General features: G+C 63.2%; 21 protein-coding genes. 12 read left to right on the top strand and 9 right to left on the bottom strand.

Annotation, left to right across the window (positions count from 1 at the left end; all coding sequences use genetic code 11):
* Window positions 1–243: 243 nt before the first annotated feature.
* The 3 genes from Q0P52_RS04050 to Q0P52_RS04040 all read left to right on the top strand — a co-directional run bounded on the left by Q0P52_RS04050 (window position 244) and on the right by Q0P52_RS04040 (window position 3,044).
* Window positions 244–855: a TetR/AcrR family transcriptional regulator gene (locus tag Q0P52_RS04050; protein ID WP_293765142.1), complete on the top strand. Its 612-nt coding sequence runs from the start codon at window positions 244–246 to the stop codon at window positions 853–855.
* Between the two features lie 90 nt (window positions 856–945).
* The gene (locus tag Q0P52_RS04045) at window positions 946–1,740 is read left to right on the top strand and encodes an SDR family oxidoreductase (RefSeq protein WP_293765141.1); all 795 of its coding nucleotides are present in this window, start codon (window positions 946–948) and stop codon (window positions 1,738–1,740) included.
* A 152-nt stretch (window positions 1,741–1,892) separates the two neighbouring features.
* Complete coding sequence (locus tag Q0P52_RS04040) at window positions 1,893–3,044, top strand: GGDEF domain-containing protein (RefSeq protein WP_293765139.1); 1,152 nt, start codon at window positions 1,893–1,895, stop codon at window positions 3,042–3,044.
* 86 nt (window positions 3,045–3,130) lie between these two features.
* On the opposite strand, the gene Q0P52_RS04035 is transcribed toward Q0P52_RS04040, so the two are convergent.
* The 5 genes from Q0P52_RS04035 to Q0P52_RS04015 form a co-directional block, all read right to left on the bottom strand.
* A complete protein-coding gene (locus Q0P52_RS04035; RefSeq protein WP_293765138.1) occupies window positions 3,131–4,183 on the bottom strand; it encodes a zinc ribbon domain-containing protein in 1,053 nt (350 codons plus the stop codon).
* Between the two features lie 5 nt (window positions 4,184–4,188).
* A complete protein-coding gene (locus Q0P52_RS04030; protein WP_293765136.1) occupies window positions 4,189–5,322 on the bottom strand; it encodes a hypothetical protein in 1,134 nt (377 codons plus the stop codon).
* Between the two features lie 72 nt (window positions 5,323–5,394).
* Window positions 5,395–6,747, bottom strand: coding sequence for a zinc ribbon domain-containing protein (locus Q0P52_RS04025; RefSeq protein ID WP_293765135.1), 1,353 nt, complete (start codon window positions 6,745–6,747; stop codon window positions 5,395–5,397).
* A 58-nt stretch (window positions 6,748–6,805) separates the two neighbouring features.
* Window positions 6,806–7,327: an OmpA family protein gene (locus Q0P52_RS04020; RefSeq protein WP_293765133.1), complete on the bottom strand. Its 522-nt coding sequence runs from the start codon at window positions 7,325–7,327 to the stop codon at window positions 6,806–6,808.
* A 297-nt stretch (window positions 7,328–7,624) separates the two neighbouring features.
* Entirely contained in the window at window positions 7,625–8,665 is a 1,041-nt protein-coding gene (locus Q0P52_RS04015) for an adenosine deaminase (RefSeq protein ID WP_293765132.1), read from the bottom strand.
* Window positions 8,666–8,926: 261 nt separating this feature from the next.
* On the opposite strand from Q0P52_RS04015, the gene Q0P52_RS04010 reads away from it, so the two are divergent.
* The 5 genes from Q0P52_RS04010 to Q0P52_RS03990 are packed head-to-tail and all read left to right on the top strand — an operon-like array spanning window position 8,927 to window position 13,921.
* The gene (locus tag Q0P52_RS04010; protein WP_293765131.1) at window positions 8,927–9,376 is read left to right on the top strand and encodes a MarR family winged helix-turn-helix transcriptional regulator; all 450 of its coding nucleotides are present in this window, start codon (window positions 8,927–8,929) and stop codon (window positions 9,374–9,376) included.
* 3 nt (window positions 9,377–9,379) lie between these two features.
* Window positions 9,380–11,431 carry an FUSC family protein gene (locus Q0P52_RS04005; protein ID WP_293765130.1) on the top strand — a complete coding sequence of 684 codons (2,052 nt, stop codon included), beginning with the start codon at window positions 9,380–9,382 and terminating at the stop codon, window positions 11,429–11,431.
* A complete protein-coding gene (locus tag Q0P52_RS04000; protein ID WP_293765128.1) occupies window positions 11,428–11,634 on the top strand; it encodes a DUF1656 domain-containing protein in 207 nt (68 codons plus the stop codon). The genes Q0P52_RS04005 and Q0P52_RS04000 overlap by 4 nt, the downstream gene beginning before the upstream one ends.
* Window positions 11,634–12,512, top strand: a complete 879-nt coding sequence (locus Q0P52_RS03995; protein WP_293765126.1) for an efflux RND transporter periplasmic adaptor subunit — start codon at window positions 11,634–11,636, stop codon at window positions 12,510–12,512. Before Q0P52_RS04000 ends, Q0P52_RS03995 begins: the two co-directional genes overlap by 1 nt.
* Window positions 12,509–13,921, top strand: a complete 1,413-nt coding sequence (locus Q0P52_RS03990) for an efflux transporter outer membrane subunit (protein ID WP_293765124.1) — start codon at window positions 12,509–12,511, stop codon at window positions 13,919–13,921. The genes Q0P52_RS03995 and Q0P52_RS03990 overlap by 4 nt, the downstream gene beginning before the upstream one ends.
* Window positions 13,922–14,024: 103 nt before the next feature.
* Here Q0P52_RS03990 and Q0P52_RS03985 read toward each other — a convergent pair whose 3' ends face one another.
* Window positions 14,025–14,639 carry a hypothetical protein gene (locus Q0P52_RS03985; protein WP_293813658.1) on the bottom strand — a complete coding sequence of 205 codons (615 nt, stop codon included), beginning with the start codon at window positions 14,637–14,639 and terminating at the stop codon, window positions 14,025–14,027.
* Window positions 14,640–14,825: 186 nt separating this feature from the next.
* Here Q0P52_RS03985 and Q0P52_RS03980 point away from each other — a divergent pair, with 186 nt between their 5' ends.
* Window positions 14,826–15,590, top strand: coding sequence for a transporter substrate-binding domain-containing protein (locus Q0P52_RS03980; RefSeq protein ID WP_293765120.1), 765 nt, complete (start codon window positions 14,826–14,828; stop codon window positions 15,588–15,590).
* A gap of 15 nt (window positions 15,591–15,605) precedes the next feature.
* On the opposite strand, the gene Q0P52_RS03975 is transcribed toward Q0P52_RS03980, so the two are convergent.
* Window positions 15,606–16,214: a helix-turn-helix domain-containing protein gene (locus Q0P52_RS03975; protein WP_293765118.1), complete on the bottom strand. Its 609-nt coding sequence runs from the start codon at window positions 16,212–16,214 to the stop codon at window positions 15,606–15,608.
* A 43-nt stretch (window positions 16,215–16,257) separates the two neighbouring features.
* Here Q0P52_RS03975 and Q0P52_RS03970 point away from each other — a divergent pair, with 43 nt between their 5' ends.
* Window positions 16,258–16,965: a B3/4 domain-containing protein gene (locus tag Q0P52_RS03970; RefSeq protein ID WP_293765116.1), complete on the top strand. Its 708-nt coding sequence runs from the start codon at window positions 16,258–16,260 to the stop codon at window positions 16,963–16,965.
* A gap of 283 nt (window positions 16,966–17,248) precedes the next feature.
* Here Q0P52_RS03970 and Q0P52_RS03965 read toward each other — a convergent pair whose 3' ends face one another.
* Together Q0P52_RS03965 and Q0P52_RS03960 are read right to left on the bottom strand one after the other, a co-directional pair.
* Window positions 17,249–18,091, bottom strand: coding sequence for an outer membrane beta-barrel protein (locus tag Q0P52_RS03965; protein WP_293765115.1), 843 nt, complete (start codon window positions 18,089–18,091; stop codon window positions 17,249–17,251).
* 309 nt (window positions 18,092–18,400) lie between these two features.
* On the bottom strand, window positions 18,401–20,530 hold the full coding sequence (locus tag Q0P52_RS03960; protein WP_293765113.1) for a TonB-dependent siderophore receptor: 2,130 nt from the start codon (window positions 20,528–20,530) through the stop codon (window positions 18,401–18,403).
* Between the two features lie 410 nt (window positions 20,531–20,940).
* Between Q0P52_RS03960 and Q0P52_RS03955 the strand changes: the two genes are divergently transcribed.
* Together Q0P52_RS03955 and Q0P52_RS03950 are read left to right on the top strand one after the other, a co-directional pair.
* Entirely contained in the window at window positions 20,941–22,194 is a 1,254-nt protein-coding gene (locus Q0P52_RS03955) for a PepSY-associated TM helix domain-containing protein (RefSeq protein WP_293765112.1), read from the top strand.
* A 196-nt stretch (window positions 22,195–22,390) separates the two neighbouring features.
* Window positions 22,391–23,005, top strand: coding sequence for a TetR/AcrR family transcriptional regulator (locus tag Q0P52_RS03950; protein WP_293765110.1), 615 nt, complete (start codon window positions 22,391–22,393; stop codon window positions 23,003–23,005).
* Window positions 23,006–23,132 lie beyond the last annotated feature (127 nt).

Below are 23,132 nucleotides of genomic sequence, written 5' to 3'. Positions count from 1 at the left end.
GATTTTTGTTAGCCGCTTTAAGCGCGCTGCCCCCTTCTGCGACAGCGTCAGCTGACGCGGACGCAACACCTCCGCGCCAGCGGCAAAGCCTTGCCGGACCAGCCATGCGCCCTTCGGCCAACCCGCTCCGTCAACACCCCGGCGGCCCTCTGCGTACAAGAGAGACGAACAAGAACGCGCCGCGCTTGACCCTGAGCAAGGCCGCGGGCAAAATGCCTACCAACTAGTAGGTAATATGACATCATGAAACATTTCTCAGAACTGACGCCAGCGGCAGAACGCATCGTGGACGCGGCCGAAGGCCTGATCCAGGCAGTGGGATACAACGGATTCTCCTACGAGGATGTGGCCCAGATCGTCGGCATCCGCAAGCCCAGCATCCATCACCACTTCCCCGGCAAGGCCGACCTGGGCGCGATGGTGGCGCAGCGCTACACGCATCGCTTTTTGGCGCGACTGACGGATATCGAATCCACCTTCAGTGATGCGGGAAGCCGGTTGCGCGCCTACGGCGGCCTGTTTGCCGACACCTACGCCACCGACAGACGGCTATGCATATGCGGCATGCTGGGGGCGGAATCAGACAGCCTGCCGGCGGAGATCAATCAGGAAGTGCAGCGCTTCTTCGAACAAAACCTGCACTGGCTGCAAATGGTGCTGGAAAGTGGTGCGGCCAAGCAAGAACTGGCATTGACCGCCCCCGCCTCGGCGCTGGCGGCGCTGTATCTGTCCGCGCTGGAAGGCAGCATGCTGCTGGGACGCGGACGGCAATCGCCGCAAGGCCCGGCCGCCGTGGCCGACGCCCTGTTCAGCACCCTGAACCGTCCGCAGCCAACGCCGCCAGCCGCCCACTGATACTCCCCCCCAACCGGCAACCATGTTGCCGGCTTAATCTTCTTCACAACACCTACCATTTAGTAGGTAGTTTTAGCAAAAGGAATCATCATGATGCAACAACTCAAGCAGTTCTCCGGCCGCAAACTTCTGGTGGTGGGCGGCAGCAGCGGCATGGGGCTGGCCAGCGCCAGGCTGGTGGCGCGGCAAGGCGGCGCCGTGGTTATCGTCGGTCATCGCCCCGACAAGACCGAAGCGGCGCGACTGGAACTGGCCGCCATCGCCGGTGAGGCCAAGATACACACCCTCAACGCCGACTTGAGCGACGCCGCGGCGGTGGATGCACTGATCGCCCGACTGGAGGCCGAGCACGGCGACATCGATCTGCTGGTGAACGCCGCCGGTGTGTTCTTCCCCAAACCCTTCCTTGAACACGAACACGCCGACTACGACCGCTACATGTCCCTGAACCGCGCCTTCTTCTTCATCACGCAGCACGTGGCCGCAGCCCTCGCGCGACAAGGCAAACCCGGGGCCATCGTCAATATCGGCTCCATGTGGGCGCGTCAGGCCATCGCCGCCACGCCCTCCTCCGCCTACTCCATGGCCAAGGCGGGCTTGCACTCGCTGACGCAACATCTGGCAATGGAACTGGCGGGCAAGGGCATTCGCGTCAATGCCGTGTCGCCGGCCGTGGTGGCCACGCCGATTTACGAAGGTTTCATTCCCAAGGAGGAGGTACACGACGCCTTGCAGGGCTTTAACGGTTTCCACCCCATCGGCCGCGTGGGCACCCCCGACGATGTGGCCGAGGCCGTGGTCTTCCTGCTGTCCGACAAGGCATCCTGGGTGACCGGCGCCATCTGGGACGTGGACGGCGGCGTGATGGCCGGCCGCAACCAGTAGCAGCTATGCGGCAGCGCGGGCGACGCCCGCTCGCCCGCCGCATCGCCGACTGTTGGGCGACAGGGTGGAAAGCCGTGTCCTTGCTGCGGTTTTTCCATCATCCCGCTATGCTGAAAACAGAGGCCATGATCAATCGTTAACGACGCCACCGCATGGGACACACCCCGACTACCGCCAATCTCTCCTCCCCGCTGCACATCGCCGTGGTGCGTCAGTGGGTGGAACTGGGCGTAAACCCCGAACTCAGCGGCGCAGTGCGCCGCCGCCAATACATCACCAACGCCGTGCCGGGGCTGGTGCTGTTGATGGTGTTCTTTTATTTCCTGCTGTTTCTCTGGCTGGGCAACTGGCCGCTGGCCAGATCGTGCCTGCTGGAAATGCCGATCCCGCTGGCCGGTATGATCTGGTTCCACCTGCGCCAGCGCGCCGGCCAGCCGCCCCATTACTGGAAAGCCTGCTTCATTTGCCAAACCACGGTGCTGACCGGCATCTTCGCCGGACAGGGCACGCTGTTTGGCACGCACTTTTACTTTTTGCTGTTTTTTCTCACCGCGCCGCTGGTAGTGCCCATCAGCGACAAACGCGGTATGGCCATTGTCTGCGCGGTCTGCCTTGGCTGGTTCACCTTGCTGCACACCTTGCAATGGCCGGCCGCTCCGGCGGTCAGCGAACTGCCGCGCGCCGTGATCAATGTGCTGAACATCGGCGTGCTGCTGTCCGGCTCCATCATTCTGTTCATTGCCCTGGTGGCCGGCGAGTATTTTTCCGAATTGCTGGAGCATCGCATCCAGCAACTGGCCAGCACCGACAGTCTCACCGGCCTGCCCAACCGCCGCGCCTTCTATGCAGCACTGGCCAGACAGCAGGCGCGCCATGCTGAGGAAGGACGCCCCTTCTGCCTGGCCATGCTGGACATCGATTTTTTCAAACGCATCAACGACACCCACGGTCATGACACGGGCGACGCGGTTCTGCGGCATATCGCCGCCTTGCTGCAAGAAAGCTGCGGCCCGGACGACTCGGCGGCGCGCATGGGCGGGGAAGAGTTTGCCTTGCTGTTAAGCGGAGCAAGCCGGTCTGAGGCTTTGCAGCGTTGCGAGCGGCTTCGGCAAACCATAGAAAACTCTCCTTGGCAGCATGAGGCCGTCAGCATCGTCATCACCACCAGCATTGGCCTGGCGCCCTGGCGCGCCGGGCTATCACCGCAAGACTTGCTGGCCGCCGCCGATCAGGCGCTGTACGCCGCCAAACGCCATGGACGCAATGCGGTAAGGGAAAGCCAGCAAGCGGCAGCCGTCTGCTGACCGGCAAGGCATCGCCGAATGCGCGCCAACGACAACACTTGGCGCGTTGAAACAAAAATCCCCGACGCGCCGGGGATCAGAAGCATCTACTCGGGCCGCAACTGCCAACCCTCGCCGCGCTTGAGCATGGCCACGCGCTCCTCGCGCGGGCCCAACTGGATGGTGCACTGAAAGTCGTCGCCGCCGCTGCTCCAGCACTTGTGCTTGGCGAAGTGCAGCGCCTCCCGGCTCAGCCCCGGCATGCGCTTGTCCAGCGCTGCCCAGATCTCATCCTCGTCAGGCTCGGCCGAGCCGGTCAGATGTTTGACCCAATCCAGCAGTCCACCCCCGCCTTGCGACTGCGCCATGTCTTGCAGCCGGCGACCCAATTGCTGTTGCTGGCTCGCGTCCAGCACCTGCCACTGACGGTCCTTCACCACCAGATACAGCGTCTGGCCGCCAGCCTGCCCCTCGCCGGGCAATTGCTGGCGAATCTCGTCGCTGACCCAGTCGGCCTTGCCGTCCAGCTCGGTATGAAACACCGCGCGCCCCACCACCAGATCATCCCGTGTTTCCGGCGGCTCGATGTCGTCGATGCCGGCCACTTTCAAACCCTGCGCCAGGCACAGACGGCCATTTTTCACCGCAGCCTGGCCCTTGGCGGTTTGTTGATACCGCAACTTGGGCCAGAAACCATCCAGCAACGACTCCGGCTGACCATACAAACCGGCTTTCACCAACAGCCCCAACCAATGGTTGGTTTGACCGTCGGCGGCATTGGTCACTACCGGATTGGTGCCATAGGGAAAATTGGCCAGGCACACCTTGTCCTGCGTTTGCTCCCGATGGCTGGCCAGATAGCTGTTGATGGCGGCGGTATAGGCCTCCGGCGTCGCCGCCGGCGGGCGCAGATACCAGGCAGCGCCGCTGCCAATGGCCGTCACCAGCGCCAGCGCTCCGCCCGTCAGGGCCAGTGCGCGTTTGCTGATGCGCGGCAGGGGTTTTGCCGGCGCTGCCGGGCTGGCGGGGACCACAGCGGGCTCAGGCGCGGCTACGATCTGCGGGGTGGCCGCAGCGCCGAAGCGATGGCCGCAATTGGTACAAAACAGCGCTTCCGCGTCTTCTTTGGGTTGACCGCACTCACTGCAGAATCGGGCCATGGCGCTTACCTCAATTGATGACCGCATTCACCGCAGAACTTGCCATCCGGCTCCTCAAGCACCGCATGGCAGGCTGGGCATGCCGGCGCTGCGGCGGGCGCAACAGGCGCAGCCGGCTCGACGCTGCCGCTGGCCGTCGGCGCATGTTTGCGTTGCATTTCTTCCATGCGCTGACGCATTTCTTCCTGCTTGCGACGCATGGCCGCACCGCCTTCATCGAGCATCTTCCGCGCCTGCGTCACATCCAGCCCTTCCAGCGAGCTGAGGTAAATCTGGCAGTAGCCTTGCAGGGTGATCAGACCGGGAATGATCATGCCGATGGCGATCAACAAACCAGCGCCCACGCCCATCGCCATCATCTGGCCGGCGCCGCCGCCATCCATTCCGTCCATGCCATCCATGCCCATCATGGCGGAGGGGTGCATGAAGAACATCAGCTTGCTCATGCCGCCCGGCGACAGGATGCCGGCAGCCATGCCGCCCACGGTAAACAGGCCGTAGAACACCACCACGCCGATAAACAGCGAAATCAGTCCGACCAGCACCATCAGCAACACTTCCTGTATCAACACCGAAGCCAGCTTTTGACGGGCGATGGCGATCAGATGGCTCACCGCTTCGCGCACGCCTGCTCCGCTCCACACTGCGGCGGCGGCCATCGGGTAAAACACAAAGTTGATGATAAAGAAGCTCATGCCCACCGCCAGCGCGCCCAGGGGCAACACCACCACGGTCAGCAAAGTGCCCAACACGGGAATCTTGCAAAGAAACAGCGCAATGGCGATGACAATGAACAACGCAATCATGCCCAGCGCGGCCAGCAGGGCCAGGCCGATGAGACGATGGCTGCTGAACAGCGACGCCAGCACGGCATCCAGCATCGGGCGCACGCGCCCCTCATTGGCGGCGGCGTCCATCAGGGTGATGCCCACGGCGTTGGCGCCATAAAACAGCGTCAGCAAAAACAGCAGGCCGCCGACAAAAGCGAGAAAACCGCTGTGCCCGGCCAGGCTGATGGACAGGAACAGCGTGGCCACGACAAAGGTCAGGCCCAGCAGCGCCAAAGCGCGCCAGTTGGTAATGGCGTTGCTGGCGTCCAGCAAACTGCCGGCATTGCGAAGTTGCTCTGAGAGTTTCATGTCATTCATCCAAAATTAAAGCCGGCGGGCCAAGCCGCGCCTGCCGGCGGAATCGTCCAAGACGCGGCGGCCTCAGTTGCTTTGACGAAGCTGCTTGAGCAGCTCTTCTTTCTTCTTTCGCAGCGCTTCCACCGAATTGTCGGCCTTGGTCGCAGGCTTCTTTGCCTCCGCGCTCTTGGCTTCATGCACCTTGCTGTCGGCCTTCTTCACCGGCGCGGCATCGGTTTCCGGCGGCATGGGCGGCTCGGGATTGGGCGCGGCCTGTCTGACCGGCTTCTCTGGCGCTGCCGGCGCGGCGGGAACAAGCGGAGCGGCGTCGCTGGCCGGCGCGCTGGCTGCGGGCGCGCTGGCTGCCTGCTTGAGCGGCGGCAGCGGCGCAGGCTCGGAAGCGTCCTTGCTGTCCACAATGTGCGTGCCCGGCGCCAGCGTCTGCGGCGCTTGCGCTGCGGGCGCGCTGGCGTTCACGCCTTTCGTTGTTGGTGTCATCGTCGGCATGCGGCTGCTCAGCATGACCCCGGCCACCGCCACGAGCACCCCGGCCGCTCCGGCCGCGGCAAGGTAGATCCATTTGCGCGAGGACGGCTTGTCTCCCTTGGTTTGGGCGGGCTCCGGCTGCGGGTCGGAGGCTTTTTCTTGCGTGAACACCGACAAGGTCGGGGCGGGTGCTGTTTTCACGGCAATCGCTACCGGCTCGGCGACTTCCGCCACAGGCTGCTGCGGCGCTTCGGCCAACATTGCCGGCGCTACGGGTTTGGTGATTTCCGGCTCGACGTGGGTCACCGGTGCAGGCTCGATAACCGGCTCGGCCTCCGCCACAGGCTGCTGCGGCGCTTCGGCCAACGTTGCTGGTGCTACGGGTTCGGTGATTTCCGGCTCGACGTGGGTCATCGGAGCAGGCTCGACGACCGGCTCGGCCACCGCCACAGGCTGCTGCGGCGCTTCGGCCAACGTTGCCGGCGCGGCGGGTTCGGTGATTTCCGGTTCGACGTGGGTCACCGGAGCAGGCTCGACAACCGGCACGGCTTCCGCTGCCGACTGCTGCGGCGCTTCGGCCAACGTTGCCGGCGCGGCGGGTTCGGTGATTTCCGGCTCGACGCGGGTCACCGGTGCAGGTTCAACCGCTGCCGCAGTCGCTTGCAAGCCGCCGCCGCACTGGGCGCAGAATTTGCGCTTGGCGTCATTCACCGCAGAACAATGCGGACAATTGATGGCGGGCGACGCGGCAAGCACCGGCTCGGGCGTCGGGCTGGCTGCGGCTTGCAAGCGTGTGCCGCAGCCGGCGCAAAATTTGCGCCCCGGCGGATTGGGCTTGCCGCAGCTCGCGCAGGCGGGATCGCCTGCTGGAGCGGCTTGCGTCGCGCCGCAGTACTGGCAGAACTTGGCGTGCTCGGGATTGGGTTTGTGGCAGGCTGAACAGTCGGCCATGGCAGCATCTTTCTTGTTTTGGCGGCGGATCGGCTCATGCGATCCGCTGACGGGGGGATTACTGGAACAGGTTCTTGATCTTGCCTACCAGATCGGCGAAGGGGTCGTTGCCCAGATTTTCTTTTTTCTCGCCCAAGATGATGATGTCGGTGCGGCGGTTGCGGCGGCGCCCGGCTTCGCTGCCATTGTCCGCCACCGGGCGGCTGGCGCCGTAGCCCTGCGCTTTCATGCGGGTTTTGGACACGCCTCGATCCACCAGCGCCTTGGCCACCGACAAGGCGCGCAGCTCGGACAGTTCCTGGTTGTAATCAGCGCGGCCGACGTTGTCGGTATGGCCTTCGATGATGACGCTGTTGCGGGTCTTGTTTTTCAACAGGTCGGCCACGCGGTCGAGAAACACGCCGCCGCCGCTGTTGATCTCGTACTTGCCGGAATCAAACAGGATGGAATCGCTGGAGCTGATCTCCACGCCGCGAGAAGTCTGACTGATGCTGACGCCCTGCTGCTGTTGCGGCGCGGCACAACCGGCCAGCAAAGCCAGCGCCAGCAGGCCGCCATAAATGGAAAGTCTGGTTTTCATGCACATCCCCAAGAACGGAAGCGATTGATGACTGAGTGTAGAAACAATTCCAAGCGATTATCCCGCCTGAATATGAACAAGTCATTTTTTTTGTCGTTTTCTTGGAGCTAGCGCAAAGTTTCCGGGCAAGACAGCAGGGCCGATGTAGGAAATTTGCATCACTGCGCCCCAATTCGCGTATTGAGGCCCCCGTTGAAATTGCCCTGCTTCGCTGCGCCGCCCGCTGCAAGCGGTGTGCGCAGCCTGCAAGCAAAAAGCCCGGCATGGCCGGGCTTTTTGTTGTGCGCTGTGAGGGGTTCAGGCTGCCTGCTCGGCGCGCCAGTCCCCGACAATGCCGGAGATGACGCGCTGCCAGTCGGCTTTGACTGCCGGCGGCAGCCAACTGGCTTCGAAACTGTTGCGGGCCAGTTGCACAACCTCTTCCGCGCTCAGGTCCAGCGCGCGGCGGCAGGCCAGCAGGTTTTCGCCCAGATAGCCGCCAAAATAAGCAGGGTCGTCCGAGTTGACCATGGCAGCCAGGCCGGCCTGCAGCATGCGGCGCAGCGGGTGCTCCGCCAAGTCGGCGTAGACCTTGAGCTTGATGTTGGACAGGGGGCAGACCGTCAGCGGCATGCGTTCGGCGGCCAGCCGCGCCACCAGCGCCGGGTCTTCCAGGCTGCGCACGCCGTGGTCGATGCGGCACACCTTCAGTACATCCAGCGCTTCCAGTACATAGGCGGCCGGCCCTTCTTCGCCGGCGTGCGCCACGCACGGCAGACCAAGCTCCCGACAACGGGCAAACAGACGGGCAAACTTGGACGGCGGATGACCGAACTCGCTGGAATCGAGCCCAACGCCGTCAATGCCGGCCAGATGGGGAACGGCCTGTTCCAGCACGGCAAAGCCTTCGTCTTCGCTCAAGTGGCGCAAGAAGCTCATGATCAACCGCGAGCTGATGCCCCATTCCGCCTGCGCCTGATCCAGCGCGCGACGGATGCCTTGATAAACCACGGCAAAGGGAATACCGCGCGCGGTGTGGGTTTGTGGATCGAAAAAGATCTCGGTGTGCACCACGCCGTCCTGATGGGCGCGCTGCAGATAGGCCCGGCTCAAGTCATAGAAATCCTGCTCGGTGCGCAGCACATCCGCCCCGGCATAGTAGAGATCGAGAAAGGACTGCAGATTATTGAAGTCATAGGCCGCGCGCAGGCTGGCGATATCGGCGTAGGGCAGGCTGACGCCGTTGCGGCGCGCCAGTTCGAACATCAGTTCCGGCTCCAGCGTGCCTTCAATGTGCAGATGCAGTTCGGTCTTCGGCAAACGTCCGATCAGGACGTCTACAGGGTGAATGGCGGACATGGCCGGGCTCCAGTAGCGGCCCGCCGGGCCGGCGCTACGACCGCGCGGCGGGTGAAAACGCGCCAGCCCCGAGGGTTCGGGGCTGCGCGGGTGGCGAATGGCAGGGCCTGCGCCCTGAGAATGGCCAGATTATAGAGCGACAGGCACAGCGCGTGGCGGCGGATTTCCCGCATCCGCCCCTACTCCGCCACAACGCGCTTGCCAAAGCGATTTGCCTGATCAATAATTGATTTGAATTCAAATCATTTGAATGGAAATAAAATGCAGGAAATCGATCTCATTCGCCAGAATGTCTCCCGCGCCATCTTTCATGTCGGGCTCAAGTGGCGTCACGTTGTGCAGCAATCCTTGTCCGGCGCCGGCCTCACCGAACCGGAAATGTCGGCGCTCTACTTCATCGGCCGCCTGGGCGAAGGCTGCAACCAGATCGCGCTGGCCGAGGAAATCGGCATCGAAGGCTCTTCGCTGGTGCGTTTGCTGGATCAACTGGCCAACGCCGGGCTGATCCGCCGCGAGAAATCCCCCAGCGACCGCCGCTCCAACACCCTGTGGTATACCGAAGCCGGCAGCGCGCTGCGCGCCGACGTCGAAGCCAGGCTGATCGCCCTGCGCGCGCAAGTGTTTGCCGATATCGGCAAACACGAGCTTGAAGCCACGCTGAAAGTGTTCGACGCTGTAGAAAAGGCGTTCAAGACGCCGGCGGAGGACTGACGCGTGACCCTGCCTTCCTGGCGCGACTGGCTGTTTTCACTGAAAGCCTTCGCCGCCTCCATGCTGGCCCTGTATCTGGCGATGGCGCTGTCCCTGCCGCGCCCGTACTGGGCCATGGCCACGGTGTACGTGGTGGCCAACCCGCTGAGCGGGGCCACTCGTTCCAAGGCGGCCTACCGGGTGGGCGGCACGCTGCTGGGCGCATCCGCCGCCGTACTGCTGGTGCCCTTGCTGGTGGACGCGCCCGTCCTGCTGAGCCTGGCGGTGGCGCTGTGGACCGGCACCCTACTGACCGTATCGCTGCTGGACCGCACGCCGCGCAGCTATCTGTTCATGCTGTCCGCCTACAGTTTGCCGATGATCGCCCTGCCGGGCCTCAATCAGCCGCAGGAAGTGTTCAATACCGCCGTGGCCCGCAGCGAGGAAATCGTGCTGGGCATCGTCTGCGCCAGTGTGGTGTCGGCCCTGGTGCTGCCCGGCAAAGTGGACAAGATTTTCTCCGCCCGCATTCACAGCTGGCTGGAAGACGCCCGCCACTGGGCGGCCGGCCTGCTGTCGCCCGCGCCGGCAGACAGCGCCGCCGTTCGCCCCCGACTGGCGGCGGACATCCAGTCGCTGGAGCACTTCATCTCGCACCTGTCCTACGACGCCCCAAGTTTTCGCACCGTGTCGCAAGCGCGCGCCCTGCGCGGCCGCATGAGCATGCTGCTGCCGGTGCTGTCCTCACTCACCACTACCCGGCAGGCGCTGCAAAAACGCAGCGACGGCATCAGCGACGCCATGCTGGCCGACCTGGGCGACATCAGCGAATGGATGGGCGAACAGGACGCGCAGCTTTCCCGACGCAAGGCCGCGCTGATCCAGCGCCGGCTTGGCATGCAGACGCGCGCCGGCGGCAAGCCGCTGGGCTGGAGCGAGCTGGTGCGCGCCCACGCGGTGGCGCGGCTGCAAGCGCTGGTTAACCTGTGGCTGGACTGCCGGCAACTGCAATGGAACATCGCCCACCCGCACGACAATCTGGGCTGGAAGCCGGCTTACCGCCACTGGCCCATCAACGGCAAGGCGCGGCACGTGGATTACGGCATGATCGCGTTCTCCTCGCTGATTGCCGCCGCCGCCATCTTTCTGGCCTGCCTGCTGTGGATCAACATCGGTTGGGTGGACGGCGCCGGCGCAGTCATCATGGTGGCTATCGTGTCTTGCTTCTTCGCCTCGCTGGACGAACCGGTGCCGATGATGCGTACCTTCCTCTGGGGCGCGGTGGTCAGCATAGCTTTCACCACCATCCTGCTGTTTCTGGTGATTCCTTCGGCCTACACCTTTGAAATGCTGGTGATGATGCTGGCGCTGCCCTTCCTGCTGGCGGGCACGCTGTTTACCCGGCCGCAATTCACCACCATCGCCATGATGCTGACGGTGAACACCGCCACCTTCCTCAGCCTGCAAGGCGCGTACGACACCGACTTCACCGCTTTCTTCAACGGCAACGTCGCCACGGTGGCGGGCGTGCTGTTCGCACTTTTCTTCAACAAGCTGGTACGACCCTTTGGCGTGGAAATGGCCATCAAACGGCTGCAGAAAGCCAACTGGCGGGATCTGGCCGAATGCGCGTCGCCGCTGCCGGACGCCGCCCACGCCCGGCTCACCTCCCGCCTTCTTGACCGGCTGGGCCAGCTTATTCCCCGGCTAGCGTCCGGCGAGCCCAACCACATCCACACGGCCTTCGGCGAACTGCGCGTGGGCTTTGCCGCCCTGCATCTGCAGCGCGCGCTCGGACATCTTTCCGACAACATCGACGTCGCCACCCGGCAGGTGCTGGATCAACTGGGCCGACACTTTCAGCATCAGGCCGAGCAGGGCCGCACCCGGCCCGCTCCGACAAGCCTGCTGCATAGTCTGGACAGCGCGCTGGCGCTGACTAACGGCGCCGGCGGCAGACAAGCGCAATTGCCCATCGTACTGCATGCGCTGGTGGAACTGAGGCTGACCCTGTTCCAGGGCGCGCCCGACCCGGCCCGACCCGGCGAGCCAACAACACAAGGAGACGCCGCGTGATTGGCGAATTCGAAATTTACGGGGTGTATTTCCCCAGCCTGCTCCTGATGATGACGCTGGCCTTCGGCATTACCGCGCTGCTGCGCGTTCTGCTGGCCCACATCGGTTTTTACCGGCTGGTATGGCACCGCTCCCTTATGAACTTTGCCCTGTACGTGATCGTACTGGGCGCACTGACCGCACTGACGCACGGATGGCGATAATGAACAACTGGAAGAAAAAAGCGGGCCCGGTGGCCCTGACGCTGGCCACGGTGGCGGTGGCTATCGTGGTAGGACAACACCTGTGGGACTACTACACCGCCGCACCGTGGACGCGAGACGGCCGCATCCGCGCCAATGTGGTGACGGTGGCGCCGGATGTGGCCGGCCTGATCAGCGAGGTGAAGGTGCGCGACAACCAGCTGGTGAAGCGCGGCCAGGTGCTGTTTGTGGTGGATCAGGCCCGTTACCGGCTGGCGCTGACCCAGGCACAGGCCGCCCTGCGCAAGACCGAAGCCAGCCTGAGCCAAGCCCAGCGCGAAGCCTCGCGCAACAAATCCCTGTCCGATCTGTTGGCCGCCGAAACCGTGGAACAAGGCAACACCCGGCTAGCCGAAGAGTCCGCCTCGCTGGCCGCCGCCCGCAGCGCGGTGGAACTGGCCGAACTCAACCTGCAGCGTACCGTCATCACCAGCCCGGTGGACGGCTATGTCAACGACCGCCTGCCGCGCGCCGGCGACTACGTCCTCACCGGCAAGCCGGCGCTATCGCTGGTGGACGCGGCCTCCTTCCACGTGGACGGCTACTTTGAAGAAACCAAGCTCAACCGCATCCGCCTTGGCCAGCCGGCCGAGCTGCGCATCATGGGCGGTGGCGTGCTGCGCGGGCACGTCAGCAGCATCGCCGCCGGCATTGAAGACCGCGACCGCAATGAAGGCAGCTCACTGCTACCCAACGTCAACCCCACCTTCAACTGGGTACGGCTGGCACAGCGCATTCCGGTACGGGTAAGCCTGGACGCCGTGCCCGGCGATGTCCGCCTGATCGCCGGCCGCACGGTCACCGTGGTGCTGGACGAGAAAAACGGAGGCCGTCAGTGAAACGCACGCTCTGGCTGATTCCGCCGCTGGCCGCGCTGGCCGGTTGTGCCAGCGTCGGCCCCGACTACCACCTGCCCGCAGAAGCGGCGCTGTCCTCTCCGTACGCCCAGCGGGCGCTGACCCCGCCTGCCGGCGGACTCACCTCGCCCGATGCGCCGGCCGGCCAATGGTGGCGTTTGTATCAGGATGAAAAACTCAACGCGCAGGTAGAACGGGCGCTCAAGGCCAATACCGACCTGCGCGCAGCCGAGGCCAATCTGCGCAAGGCGCTGGCGCAGGAAACCGGCGTCAAGGCCGAGCAAGGCCCGCATGCGGAAATTTCCGCCGCCATGCAGCGCAGCCGTTTCTCGGGCGAAAGCTACCTCATCAACGAAAAAATGCCGGTGATCAACGTGGGCGACGAGGGCTTCAGCGCCGCCTACCAGTTTGACCTGTTCGGAAAATTCCGCCGCGCCGAAGAAGCGGCGCAGGCCAACAGCGAAGCCGTGGCCGCCGCAGTGGACGCCGCCCGCGTCACCGTGGCGGCGGAAACCGCCCGCGCCTACCTGCGCCAATGCTCGGCCGGGCATGCCCTCGCCATCCACCAGCGTCAACTGGCCCTGAGCCGCCGCTCGCTGGCGCTGGCGCAACGCCAGCGCACCGCCGGTCGACTGACGGACAGCGACCTGCAACGCGCGCAGGAACAAGTGGCCCAGCAGGCGGCGCAACTGCCGCCGCTGGAGGCAGAACGCCAGACCAGCCGCCTGCAACTGGCCGCCCTGCAAGGCCAGCCGCCGGCAGCCGCCGAAACGCTGCCCGCTTGCGACACGGAACCCGCGCTTTCCCGCCCCATTCCGGTGGGCGATGGCCGCTCGCTGCTGCAACGCCGCCCAGACGTGCGCCAGGCAGAACGCCAACTGGCCGGCGCCGTGGCCGTTATCGGTGTGCGTACTGCCGAGCTTTACCCTGAAATCAGCTTCGGTCTGTCCGCCAGTTATACCGGTGTGCTGGAAGACCTCGGCTCCGGTCGCACTGCGCACTTCGGGCTGGGGCCGCTGATCAGCTGGCGAATTCCCGACAGCGGCGCGCGCGCCCGCGTCGCCTCCGCTGAAGCGGACAGCGCCCTGGCGCTGGCCAGATTCGACGGCGTGGTGCTGAACGCGCTGCGTGAAACGGAAACCGCGCTCAACACCTACGGCCAAGACTGGCGTCAGCGCGAGGCCTTGCAAACCGCCTACCAGCACAGCCGTCAGTTGGCGGACGACGCGCGACGCATACACCAGGCCGGTCGCGCACCGGTACAACAAAGCCTGGACGCCGACCGCAATCTGGCGCAGGAGGAGGCAGCCCTGGCCGCCGCCGATGCGCGCATCGCGCAGGATCAAATCAAGCTGTTCCTAGCCTTGGGCGGTGGCTGGCAGAAAGAGTAAGCACTAAGGGCAGACACAAAATCCGGACTGACGCCTTCCGGTGTCAGCCCGGTTTTTTGCAATGGGCCCGTTGTCCGCAGGGAACGCGGTTGGCCGAAGCCACTCAGCGCGTCATGCGGACATCCACGGTAAGCTTTTGCACCTTGCCGTCCGGCCTAGCGGCGAAAATCCACACCGTGGCCGCCGCGCCGTCGGGGCCAACCGGCCGCATCAGCATCATGTTGTCGATGGTGGGCAGGCTGGAAAACTGCCAGTTCATGTTGTTGGTGGTGGCGGTGGCCTGGAAGCGCCAGCCCGCGGGCAAGCAGATATCAGTCAGCTGGCCGCTCCTCACGTTCAAGGAAACATGCGGGGCCTGCCCTTCGGCAAACCGGTAAGCGCATTTGCCGCTGTACAGGAAAGAGACGCCGGTATCCTCCAGGGCGGCCCTTGCCCTGGCGGCCTCTTTGCGGCGCTTGCTGCAGGAGCCCGCGGCGGCATCGTCGCGAACATCGGCGTCATGGAGGCAGCGCGTGGTGCTGACGCCTTTGCGGATGGAGAGCGCGCCGCCGTCAGCCGCAGCGACCGCGTGTAGGGCCATGATGCTCAAGAGCCCGGCCAGAATCGTTTTTGCTTTCATGATGTCACGACGGAAATCAAACCGTTCGGGGCGACGGTTGTCGTCCCCCAGCATACCCATGGCATCCGCGCTGTCCATCAACTTTACAAAAACAAACACCACATACTTCAAATCAGCAATTTAAGTCATTTGTCATTCAAACCAGCAACAGACTGATTGGCAGCCAAACTGCCGTGTTTGGCGCATTCTCTCAACTCTGAGCAAATGATGAGCATTTTCATGCCGCCATCGGTAAACTTGCCCCTATCTCTCAAAACGGGCATTGGCCGACATGCTGGAAAAGCCATGAGAACAGCATTTTTATTTGCCTGTTTGTACGCACTCGCCGCCATCGCCAACGGCGAGCCGCTCACCCTTCGCACCAGCGGGCAGGAAGCCAATCCGGTCAAATTCGACCCCGCCAACAAGCGATTGCCCGGCTTTAGCGTAGAGTTGATGCAGGCCATGCGCCGGGCCGATCCGGAACTGGGTTTTCAGGGACAGGATCAATTGCGTCCTTTGCGCCGCATTGAGGCCGATCTGGAAAACGGCAAGCTGGACGTTTTTATCGGTCTGGTGAAATCCCCTGCGCGGCTGTCGCGCTTCGCGGTCATTCAAGAGCCGCCGCTGTATATCCAGTACACCCAGCTGGCGGTTCGCAAAGAAGACCCGATTGAGGTGCTTGGTTTTGACGATGTGCGCCGTCTGGGCGACAAAGGCGTGATCGCCGTACCCCAAGGTTCGGCCTATGCCGAATTCCTGCGCGCGCGCGGCGGCCTGCGGATCGACGACGGCGCCATTTCCATCAGCGCCAGTCTGAAAAAGCTGCTGCTGGGCCGAGTGCGCTTCATCTATTACAGTGGCGTGGTGCTGGAAAAGTACCTGCGCGAAGAAGGACTGAACGACCGGGTGCGCCTGCTGCCCACGCTGCTGAGCGCGGAAGAGGTGTGCGTGATGGTGTCAAAAAATGCACAGGCCGGCACCCTGGAGCGAGTGCGAATTGCCCTGAAGCGACTGCAACGCGATGGCACGCTGGCCAAATTGCGCCTGAAGTATGGCGTCAGCGGCTAAACACGCTGCCGTTCATCATCTGGGTTGGCTGAGCTCCGCCACGGTCATGGCAAACACCAGCGTCTCCTCGCCCTGATTGGCGTAGCAATGCGGGGCATCGGTGCGGGCCACCGCCGAGCAGCCTGCCGTCACGCTCAGTTGCCTCTCCCCCACGCGCAAACTCAATTCGCCCCGCTCCACGTGAAAGAGTTCGAAGGTGCCTTGCGGGTGACCGGGCGATTCAAACACCTCGCCCGGCTGCATCTCCCAGCGCCACAGCTCTATCATGTCCGGCCCGCTGGTGCCCGCGAGCAAACGCGCGGCGCCGCCCGCCGGACCGCTCCACAAAGTGGGAATGTCCTTGCTGTCGATCACATGCACCGCCGGTGCGCTGGCCACATTGACGATGTCGGCCACCGACACGCCCAGGGCGGCGGCGATCTTGCACAGGATGGCGATGCTGGGATTGGCCTCGCCCTTTTCGATTTCCACCAGCATGCCTTTGCTGACGCCCGCAAGACGGGATAGCTCGTCCAGCGACAGCTTGCGCGATTTGCGATGCGCCTTCAGCCGCGCGGCCAGGGCGGCGCTGATACTGCGCGCATCCGCGCCGGAGTCGGTCGTTATATTGACTTTTTTAGTCATTGGTCACTAGCATGTGATAAATCAGTCACCAGAGGATTCTCCGATGCCGCCCCTTCATCCGTCAATCGATCCCGCCGTCGCCGCCATAGCGCCGGGCTTCCGTGCCTTGAGCATCTACGTGGAGGCCGCCCCCTTGCAGCATCCCGGGCTGGCCGCCGAGGCGCTGCGCGAGGCCTGCCGCCATGTAGAAGCCGGCGGCGCGCCGTGGGCGGAAGCGCATCTGCAAGCCTGGGCTGAGGTGTTCCGCGGCTTCGGCGCCAAGCCGCAGCGCACTCCCTGCTCGGCCGAGGCGCTGCGCAAACGGGTGCTGCGCGACGGCGCACTGCCCGCCATTGATCCGGTAGTGGACCTCTACAACGCCGTCAGTCTGCGCTACGCCATACCGGTGGGCGGCGAAAACGCGGCCGCTTATGTCGGCACGCCAAGACTAACCGTAGCGGATGGCAGCGAACTGTTCGACACCATGAAGGAAGGCGTGCCGGCGAATGAATCGCCCGATGTCGGCGAAGTGGTGTGGCGCGACGACATCGGTGTTACCTGCCGTCGCTGGAACTGGCGGCAAGGCGTGCGTACGCGGCTGGACGCCCGTGCCGAACGCATGTGGTTCATCCTGGAAAGCCTGCCGGCCATGCCGCTGCCGGCGCTGCAGGAGGCCGGCGCCATGTTGGCCGAAGGGCTGCAGGCCATGATGCCGGGCGCGGTCGTGCATAGCGAGCTGATCAGTCTTTCCGCTACTCGGGAGGCGCGATAAGCGCCCAGACCAGCCTGCTAAATGCCCCGCGCTTTGCGGCGTTGACGTGGTTTTCCCGGCGCAGCCATGCACTTGCCCAAGGCTTTTCGCGAAGATCGCCGCGAGGTTTGACCGGCGCAGATCGCCAGCCAACCTTCCGGTACGCCGATCGCGTTTGCCGAAGGCGGGCTTCACGCCAAGCCGCTGCCCTGCCGGCTGGCCGTCGTCCGGATGCAAAACGCCCCGCCGTGAAGGCAGGGCGTTGTCTTGTCCACGGGCAGGCAAGGCGCCTGCCGCGACATCATCAGAAAGCGTAGCCTACGCCCAGCGTGTACTGGTTGTATTTGGTGGTGCTGTCCGGCTCGTAATAACCGTTGCCGTTCAGCTGGCTGTGACCGTACTTGAAGGTTTCGTAGTTGTAGGTAGCGCTCAGGTGCAGCTTCTTGCTCACCGCGTAATCCACGCCCAGACCGGCGCGCACGATGGCAGCGTTGCCCAGGGAGGTGGACTGCAACTCGGCCGAGTTGGTATCCATCTCCGCCGACATGGTGTGGCCCACCATCACGTTGGCCGAAAGAATCAGCTTGTCCGTCGCGGCGTACTGATAGTTGGCGCCCAGACCGTAGTAGCGGTGCTTGTAGTTCTCTTCCTGGAAGGCAGTCAGGGTACGATCCCAGCGATGATGGCCGAATTCCAGATACGGCGTGATCAGCGAATTGGCGCCGGTGACAAAGCCCTTGCCGTAACGGATGGAGAAGTCCTTGATGGAGGCGCCGCTGCTGCTGTGCAAGGAGCCATAAGGCAGGCCGGAGCCCAGATAGGCGCCGACATAGTCGATGTTGCCGCTGGCTTGCTTGTAGCTCAGGTACAGGTAATCGTTGCCGAGGAAAGCGTCTTCCATGAAGGACAGGCTAACGCCGCCGCCGCTGATGCTGCCGTTTTCGGTGTCCAGTGGGCCCGGAGCTGAACCGTAGGTGCCGCCGTTTTCGGTGTAATCCACTTTCTGGATCTGGCTGAACAGGGTCAGCTGATTATTGGTGGACAGGATGGACGGATTGACCTGAGCGGAAGTCTCGGCCTGGGCGACCAGCGGCAAGGAAAGCGCCAGCAGGGCCGACGCGGAAGCGATAGCACGTACAGTGTTCATGAGATACCTTGATTTTATGGTTATGCGAGCCGGGCACAACGATAGCGAATCGCCGGGCCGTTCAAAAATGCATTTTGGGTACAACCGTCGCATTCTACTACTAATGCATGAACAAGCGCATCCCCTACCCTTGTCTTGCATCAAGCCATCATCACTCCTGCAGTCTTCTTGAACTCGCGCCCTCCTCACCCCGTTCTGCACTGCCAAGCATGGCGCAGATGAGCGGCGCGGCACAGCGGCCGGTCCACGGGAAGCGGCACAATGAAAAAGGCAGGCCAAAGCCTGCCTTTTTCCCATCTTGCCGTGCGCTCAATACTTCCACTTGACCGACACGCTGCCATTGGCTGGCGCGGCGTAATAGGCCTGCTCCCAATACACGCTGGACAGATATTTCCGGTTGGTGACGTTGTTCAGGTTGGCCGAAAGCGTCAGATGCTTGTCCACGTCATAGCTTGCCATCAGGTTCAATACCGCATAGCCGCCCTGACTCGCCATGGCGGCGTCTTTGTAACGGGTGCTGCTCTGGTAATTCAGACTAGCGCCCAGCTTCAGCCGCTCTAGTTGCGGCAAACGGTAAGTTGTCGACGCGCGCAACTGCGTGCGCGGCACATAAAGGCGCACCGCTTCGCCGCCATCGCCGTTGATGCGCTGCGAGACAATGCCGAAGCTGGCTTGCCAGTTTCGCGCCAGCTCGCCGGCAAGTTCAAACTCCACCCCCTGCGACTTGGCATCAATGCCGCGATAGTAGGCTTGGGCGCCTACATAACCCGCCTGCTCGGCTATGTTGTTCTGCTCCACCCGAAATACCGACAGCGATGCATTCAGCTTGCGCTGGAAAAACTCTCCCTTCACACCCAGCTCATCACTCTTGCCGCGCGCGGCGGCCAGCGTCGCGCCACTGGCGTCGGTTTTGGTTTGCGGATTAAAAATACCGGCATGACTGGCATAAACCGAAAGATTGTCGCTGATATCCACCACCAAGCCGGCATAAGGCGAGGCAGCGGACTGATCAAGCCGATGGCTTGCGCCGTAGCTGTAACCGGTGGACTCCGCCTGAGTGTAGTTGGCGCCCACCAGCAACTTGACGCCGTCGCTCAGATTCAGCCGGCTGGCGGCGTAAACGGTTTTGCGCTTGTCCGTGTAGCTGCTGCCGTCCACGCGGGCATCAAAAGCCGGGCGGGCGAAAGAGCCGTCGAAGGCTTGCGAACCGAACAGCTCCGTGCCGATGCCTTGCCCATAATGACTGACATCGTCGAGGCTGGAGCGGGATAGCGCCACGCCGGCATTGAGCTCATGCTCGCGCCCGCCCAAGCGGTACCGCCCGGTCAGGTTGCTATCGAAGAAAGCTTCGCTGTTGACGCTGTCGTACAGCGAAGGGTAGGCGTACAAACCGCCGCCTGTGGTCTTGTCCGGCTTGCCGTAGACGTAGAACAAGGCGCTGTCGCTGGTAAAGCGGTTGTAGCCCAGTGTGCTCTTCCACTGCCAGCCCCCGCCCAGCTGGCGACTGAACTCAGCAAAGGCGCGCTGTTCGGTGGTATCCAGGTAGGACCAGTCCGCCGAGGTGCTGGCGCCGACGTCGTAATGCGTGGCGGCGCCATCGCCATAGGACAGGGGCAAAGCGCCCCACATCGCCCCTTTGCCGTGGGTTTTCTGCTGGCTGAAACCCAGGGTCAACAGTGAGACGTCGCTCAGCCTGGCATCTACGACGCCGTAAAAAACATTCTTGGACGGCTGATAGCGATCCAGATAGGAATGGCCGTCCTCATGCGCCGCCACCATGCGGCCGGACACCGTGCCGGCCTCGTTGAGCGGCCCGGAAACATCCACATCCAGCCGCTTGGTGTCCCATGAGCCCAGCGTGACGCCCGCCGAAGCCTGAAAATCCTCGGTCGGGCGCTTCCGGATGAAGTTGACCGTGGCGGAAGGATTGCCCGTGGACGAGGTCAGCCCGTTGGCGCCTCTCACCACCTCCACCCGATCGAACATCGCGGAGTCGATATCCCCATACTGCAGGCCGTAGGTCATCGGCACGCCCACGCCGTCAAACTGGAAGTTGGTAATGTCGAAACCCCGCGCTGTGTAGTACGTACGATTGGTTTCCACCTTTTCCACCGTTACGCCGTTAATGCCGGCCAGCACGTCGTTGATCGAGTCCTGCTTGAAATCGGCCATGCGGGCATGCGTGGCCACGGACATCGCCTGCGGCGTTTCTCGCGGCGACAGGCTCAAGCGGCTGGCGGAACCGCTTTTTTTGATGGTGTAAGTGTCCAGCATTTCCGTTGGCGCTTGTCCGCCGCTGTCGGCGGACACCGTCACCGCCGGCAATTCCACCGGGACTTCGGTTCTGGCGGGAGGCGCTACGGCCAGCGTCTCTGCAACGGCAGACGTTGCGGCAAGGCCGGCGCTGGCCATCAGTAAGGCGGTGCAAAGTGGACGCATGGAAAACGGGAATATCGTGGGTAAAGAATGATCTGGTTTGCTCGGCATGGCTGACATCACAGGCTGGTGGTTGGAAAAAGAACGCGAGGTTTCTTTGCCTCATTTTAGTAATGATACTCATTCTCATTATTGTTAACAAAGTTTGTCAACCACTCAACCTTCCTTGCCTTGTCTCGGGCCCACCGGCATGTGCCTTGCCGCAAGCCACCGCGGCAAGCCTGGCAACGCCCTGCCATCAAGGCGGCGGGCATTGCTCATACCGGCAACCAAGCTCACTACCCTTGCAAACCCATGAAACTGCACGGGCAGCTCATACAAATTTAAATAGTAATGATTCTCATTTCATAATAAACTCCGCCCCTGCTTGACCACGCCAAACACTTATCAAGACCGACAGACAGAGCCCCGGCATGAAACAGCCCATCCGACAAACCGCCGTCCTCATCCACCGCTGGGCCGGGCTCAGTATGGCGTTTTTCCTGCTGATCGCCGGCCTCACCGGCAGCCTGCTGGCCTGGTACGACGAGCTGGAGCGCCTGAGCAGCCCGCAACTGTTCCTCGCCCGACCCGCCACACCGCACCAAGCGGCGCTCGACCCGATCCAGCTGCAAAAAACAGTTCAGGCCGCTTATCCGCAAGCCGCCGTCAACGCGCTGCCGCTGGACACCCAGCCCGGCCGGACATTGCTGTTCCGCCTCTCCCCCGGCCCCAATGGCCCAGCCTTGACCGATGATCAGGTCTTCGTCGACCCCTACTCCGGCGCCATTGTCGGCGCACGCAAATGGGGCGACCCCAGCCAGGGCCTGAAGAACCTCATGCCCTTCATTTACCGGCTGCATTACTCGCTGGCGCTGGACGAAGCGGGAGTATGGATTTTGGGCGGCGCAGCCTTGCTGTGGTCGCTGGACTGCTTTGCCGGCGCCTACCTCACCTTCCCCGCCCCTGCGCGCAAAAACGCCGCCGCGCCAGCCAGGCCCTGGCTGCGCCGCTGGGCGGTGTCCTGGCTCATTCGCCATGGCGGGGGCGCGTACAAACTCACTTTCGATGTACATCGAGCGTCGTCGCTGTGGCTCTGGGCCATGTTGTTCATGCTGGCGTGGAGCAGCGTGTCCTTCAATCTGCCGCAGGTTTACCGGCCAGTAATGAATGCCTTGTTCAGCTTGCAAGCGGAACAGCCGGCGCCGACTGTCGCCACCAACCCCGCCCATCGCCCGGTGCTGGACTGGCCGGCCGCGCAAGCGCGCGGAAGAGCGCTGATGGCTGCCCTTGCGCGCGACAAGCGCTTCCAGGTGCTGAGCGAATACGCGCTCTATTACGATCCCATCAGCGCGCGCTACACCTACAGCGTCAGAAGCAGCCTCGACGTCAGCCGGCGCTGGGGCAGCACGCAAGTGTCTTTCGATGGCGATAGCGGTGCGCTTAGCCATGTCTGGTTGCCCACCGAAGGCGCGAGGGGAGACACCCTGGGCAGCTGGCTTGCCAGCCTGCACATGGCAGCCATCGGCGGCGCGCCTTACAAGGCATTCATCATGCTGATGGGGCTGGCGGTGGCCACGCTCAGCGGCACCGGGGTCGCCATCTGGTGGAAAAAACGCCAGGGCCGCCGCAAAGCGGCAGCCAAACCCGCGGCGGCGAACTGGCCGCTGGCCGGCGAAAAGCGGTAAAACCGCGCAAGGTGGACCCGTTTCCCGCTGGCGGCAAACAAGCCGGCGCAGCTGCGTTGCACTGAGGATACAGCCCAGCCCGGCCCCGCCAGCTCAAGGTTTGCCAAAGCCAACGGGCTTGTCCGGCCCCCGCTCCGGGAAAATCCGCTGCCACAGTATTTGACTACTAGACGACTGGTCTAGTACTATTCAGCCCATGTCACGTCCCAGCCAGTTTTCCGATACCCGCGAACATCTCCTCGCCACCGGTGAAGCCATCATCCTCGGCAAGGGGTTTTCCGCCGTGGGCCTTGCCGAAATTCTCGGCAGCGCCGGCGTGCCCAAGGGGTCGTTCTATCATTATTTCCGCTCGAAGGAAGGCTTCGGCGTGGAAATGCTGCGACGCTACTTTTTGCAATACGACGAGCGCCTGCTGGAACTGCTGGCGGCCGATCAGGGCAGTGCCCGCGACTGTTTGCTGCGTTACTTCGCCGGGTGGCTGAATCGCCACCAGTGCACGGGCGACAATCAAAGCTGCCTGGCCATCAAGCTGGCGGCCGAAGTATCCGATCTGTCCGAACCGATGCGCGAAGCACTGGCCGAGGGCATGGGCCGGGTAATCCAGCGCCTGTCCGACTGTATCCTGCGCGGCCAGCAGGAAGGCAGCCTCTGCACCCGACTGTCGGCCGAAGCCACCGCCGCCAGCCTCTACAGCTTGTGGGTTGGCAGCGCAGTACTGTTCAAGGTGCAGCACAGTCAGGAGCCGATGCAGCAAGCACTGGCGCTGACCGATGTGATGCTGAAACAGCCCGATGGCGCTTGTCAGCATTGAAAATCCGGCATTTGTCGCCATCTGCCGTTAACTAAAGAACAACGTCGCTCAAATCACGCACTGAAATCCCTGTCGTAGGTCTGATCAGGCAGTTTGGGCTACAGGCAATACCATCAAGACTACCCGC

It is taken from the genome of uncultured Aquitalea sp., assembly GCF_945957525.1.
Taxonomy (GTDB): Bacteria; Pseudomonadota; Gammaproteobacteria; order Burkholderiales; family Chromobacteriaceae; genus Aquitalea.
The sequence above is the reverse complement of the archived record's forward strand: the minus strand, read 5'-3'. Positions and strand labels throughout refer to the sequence as shown.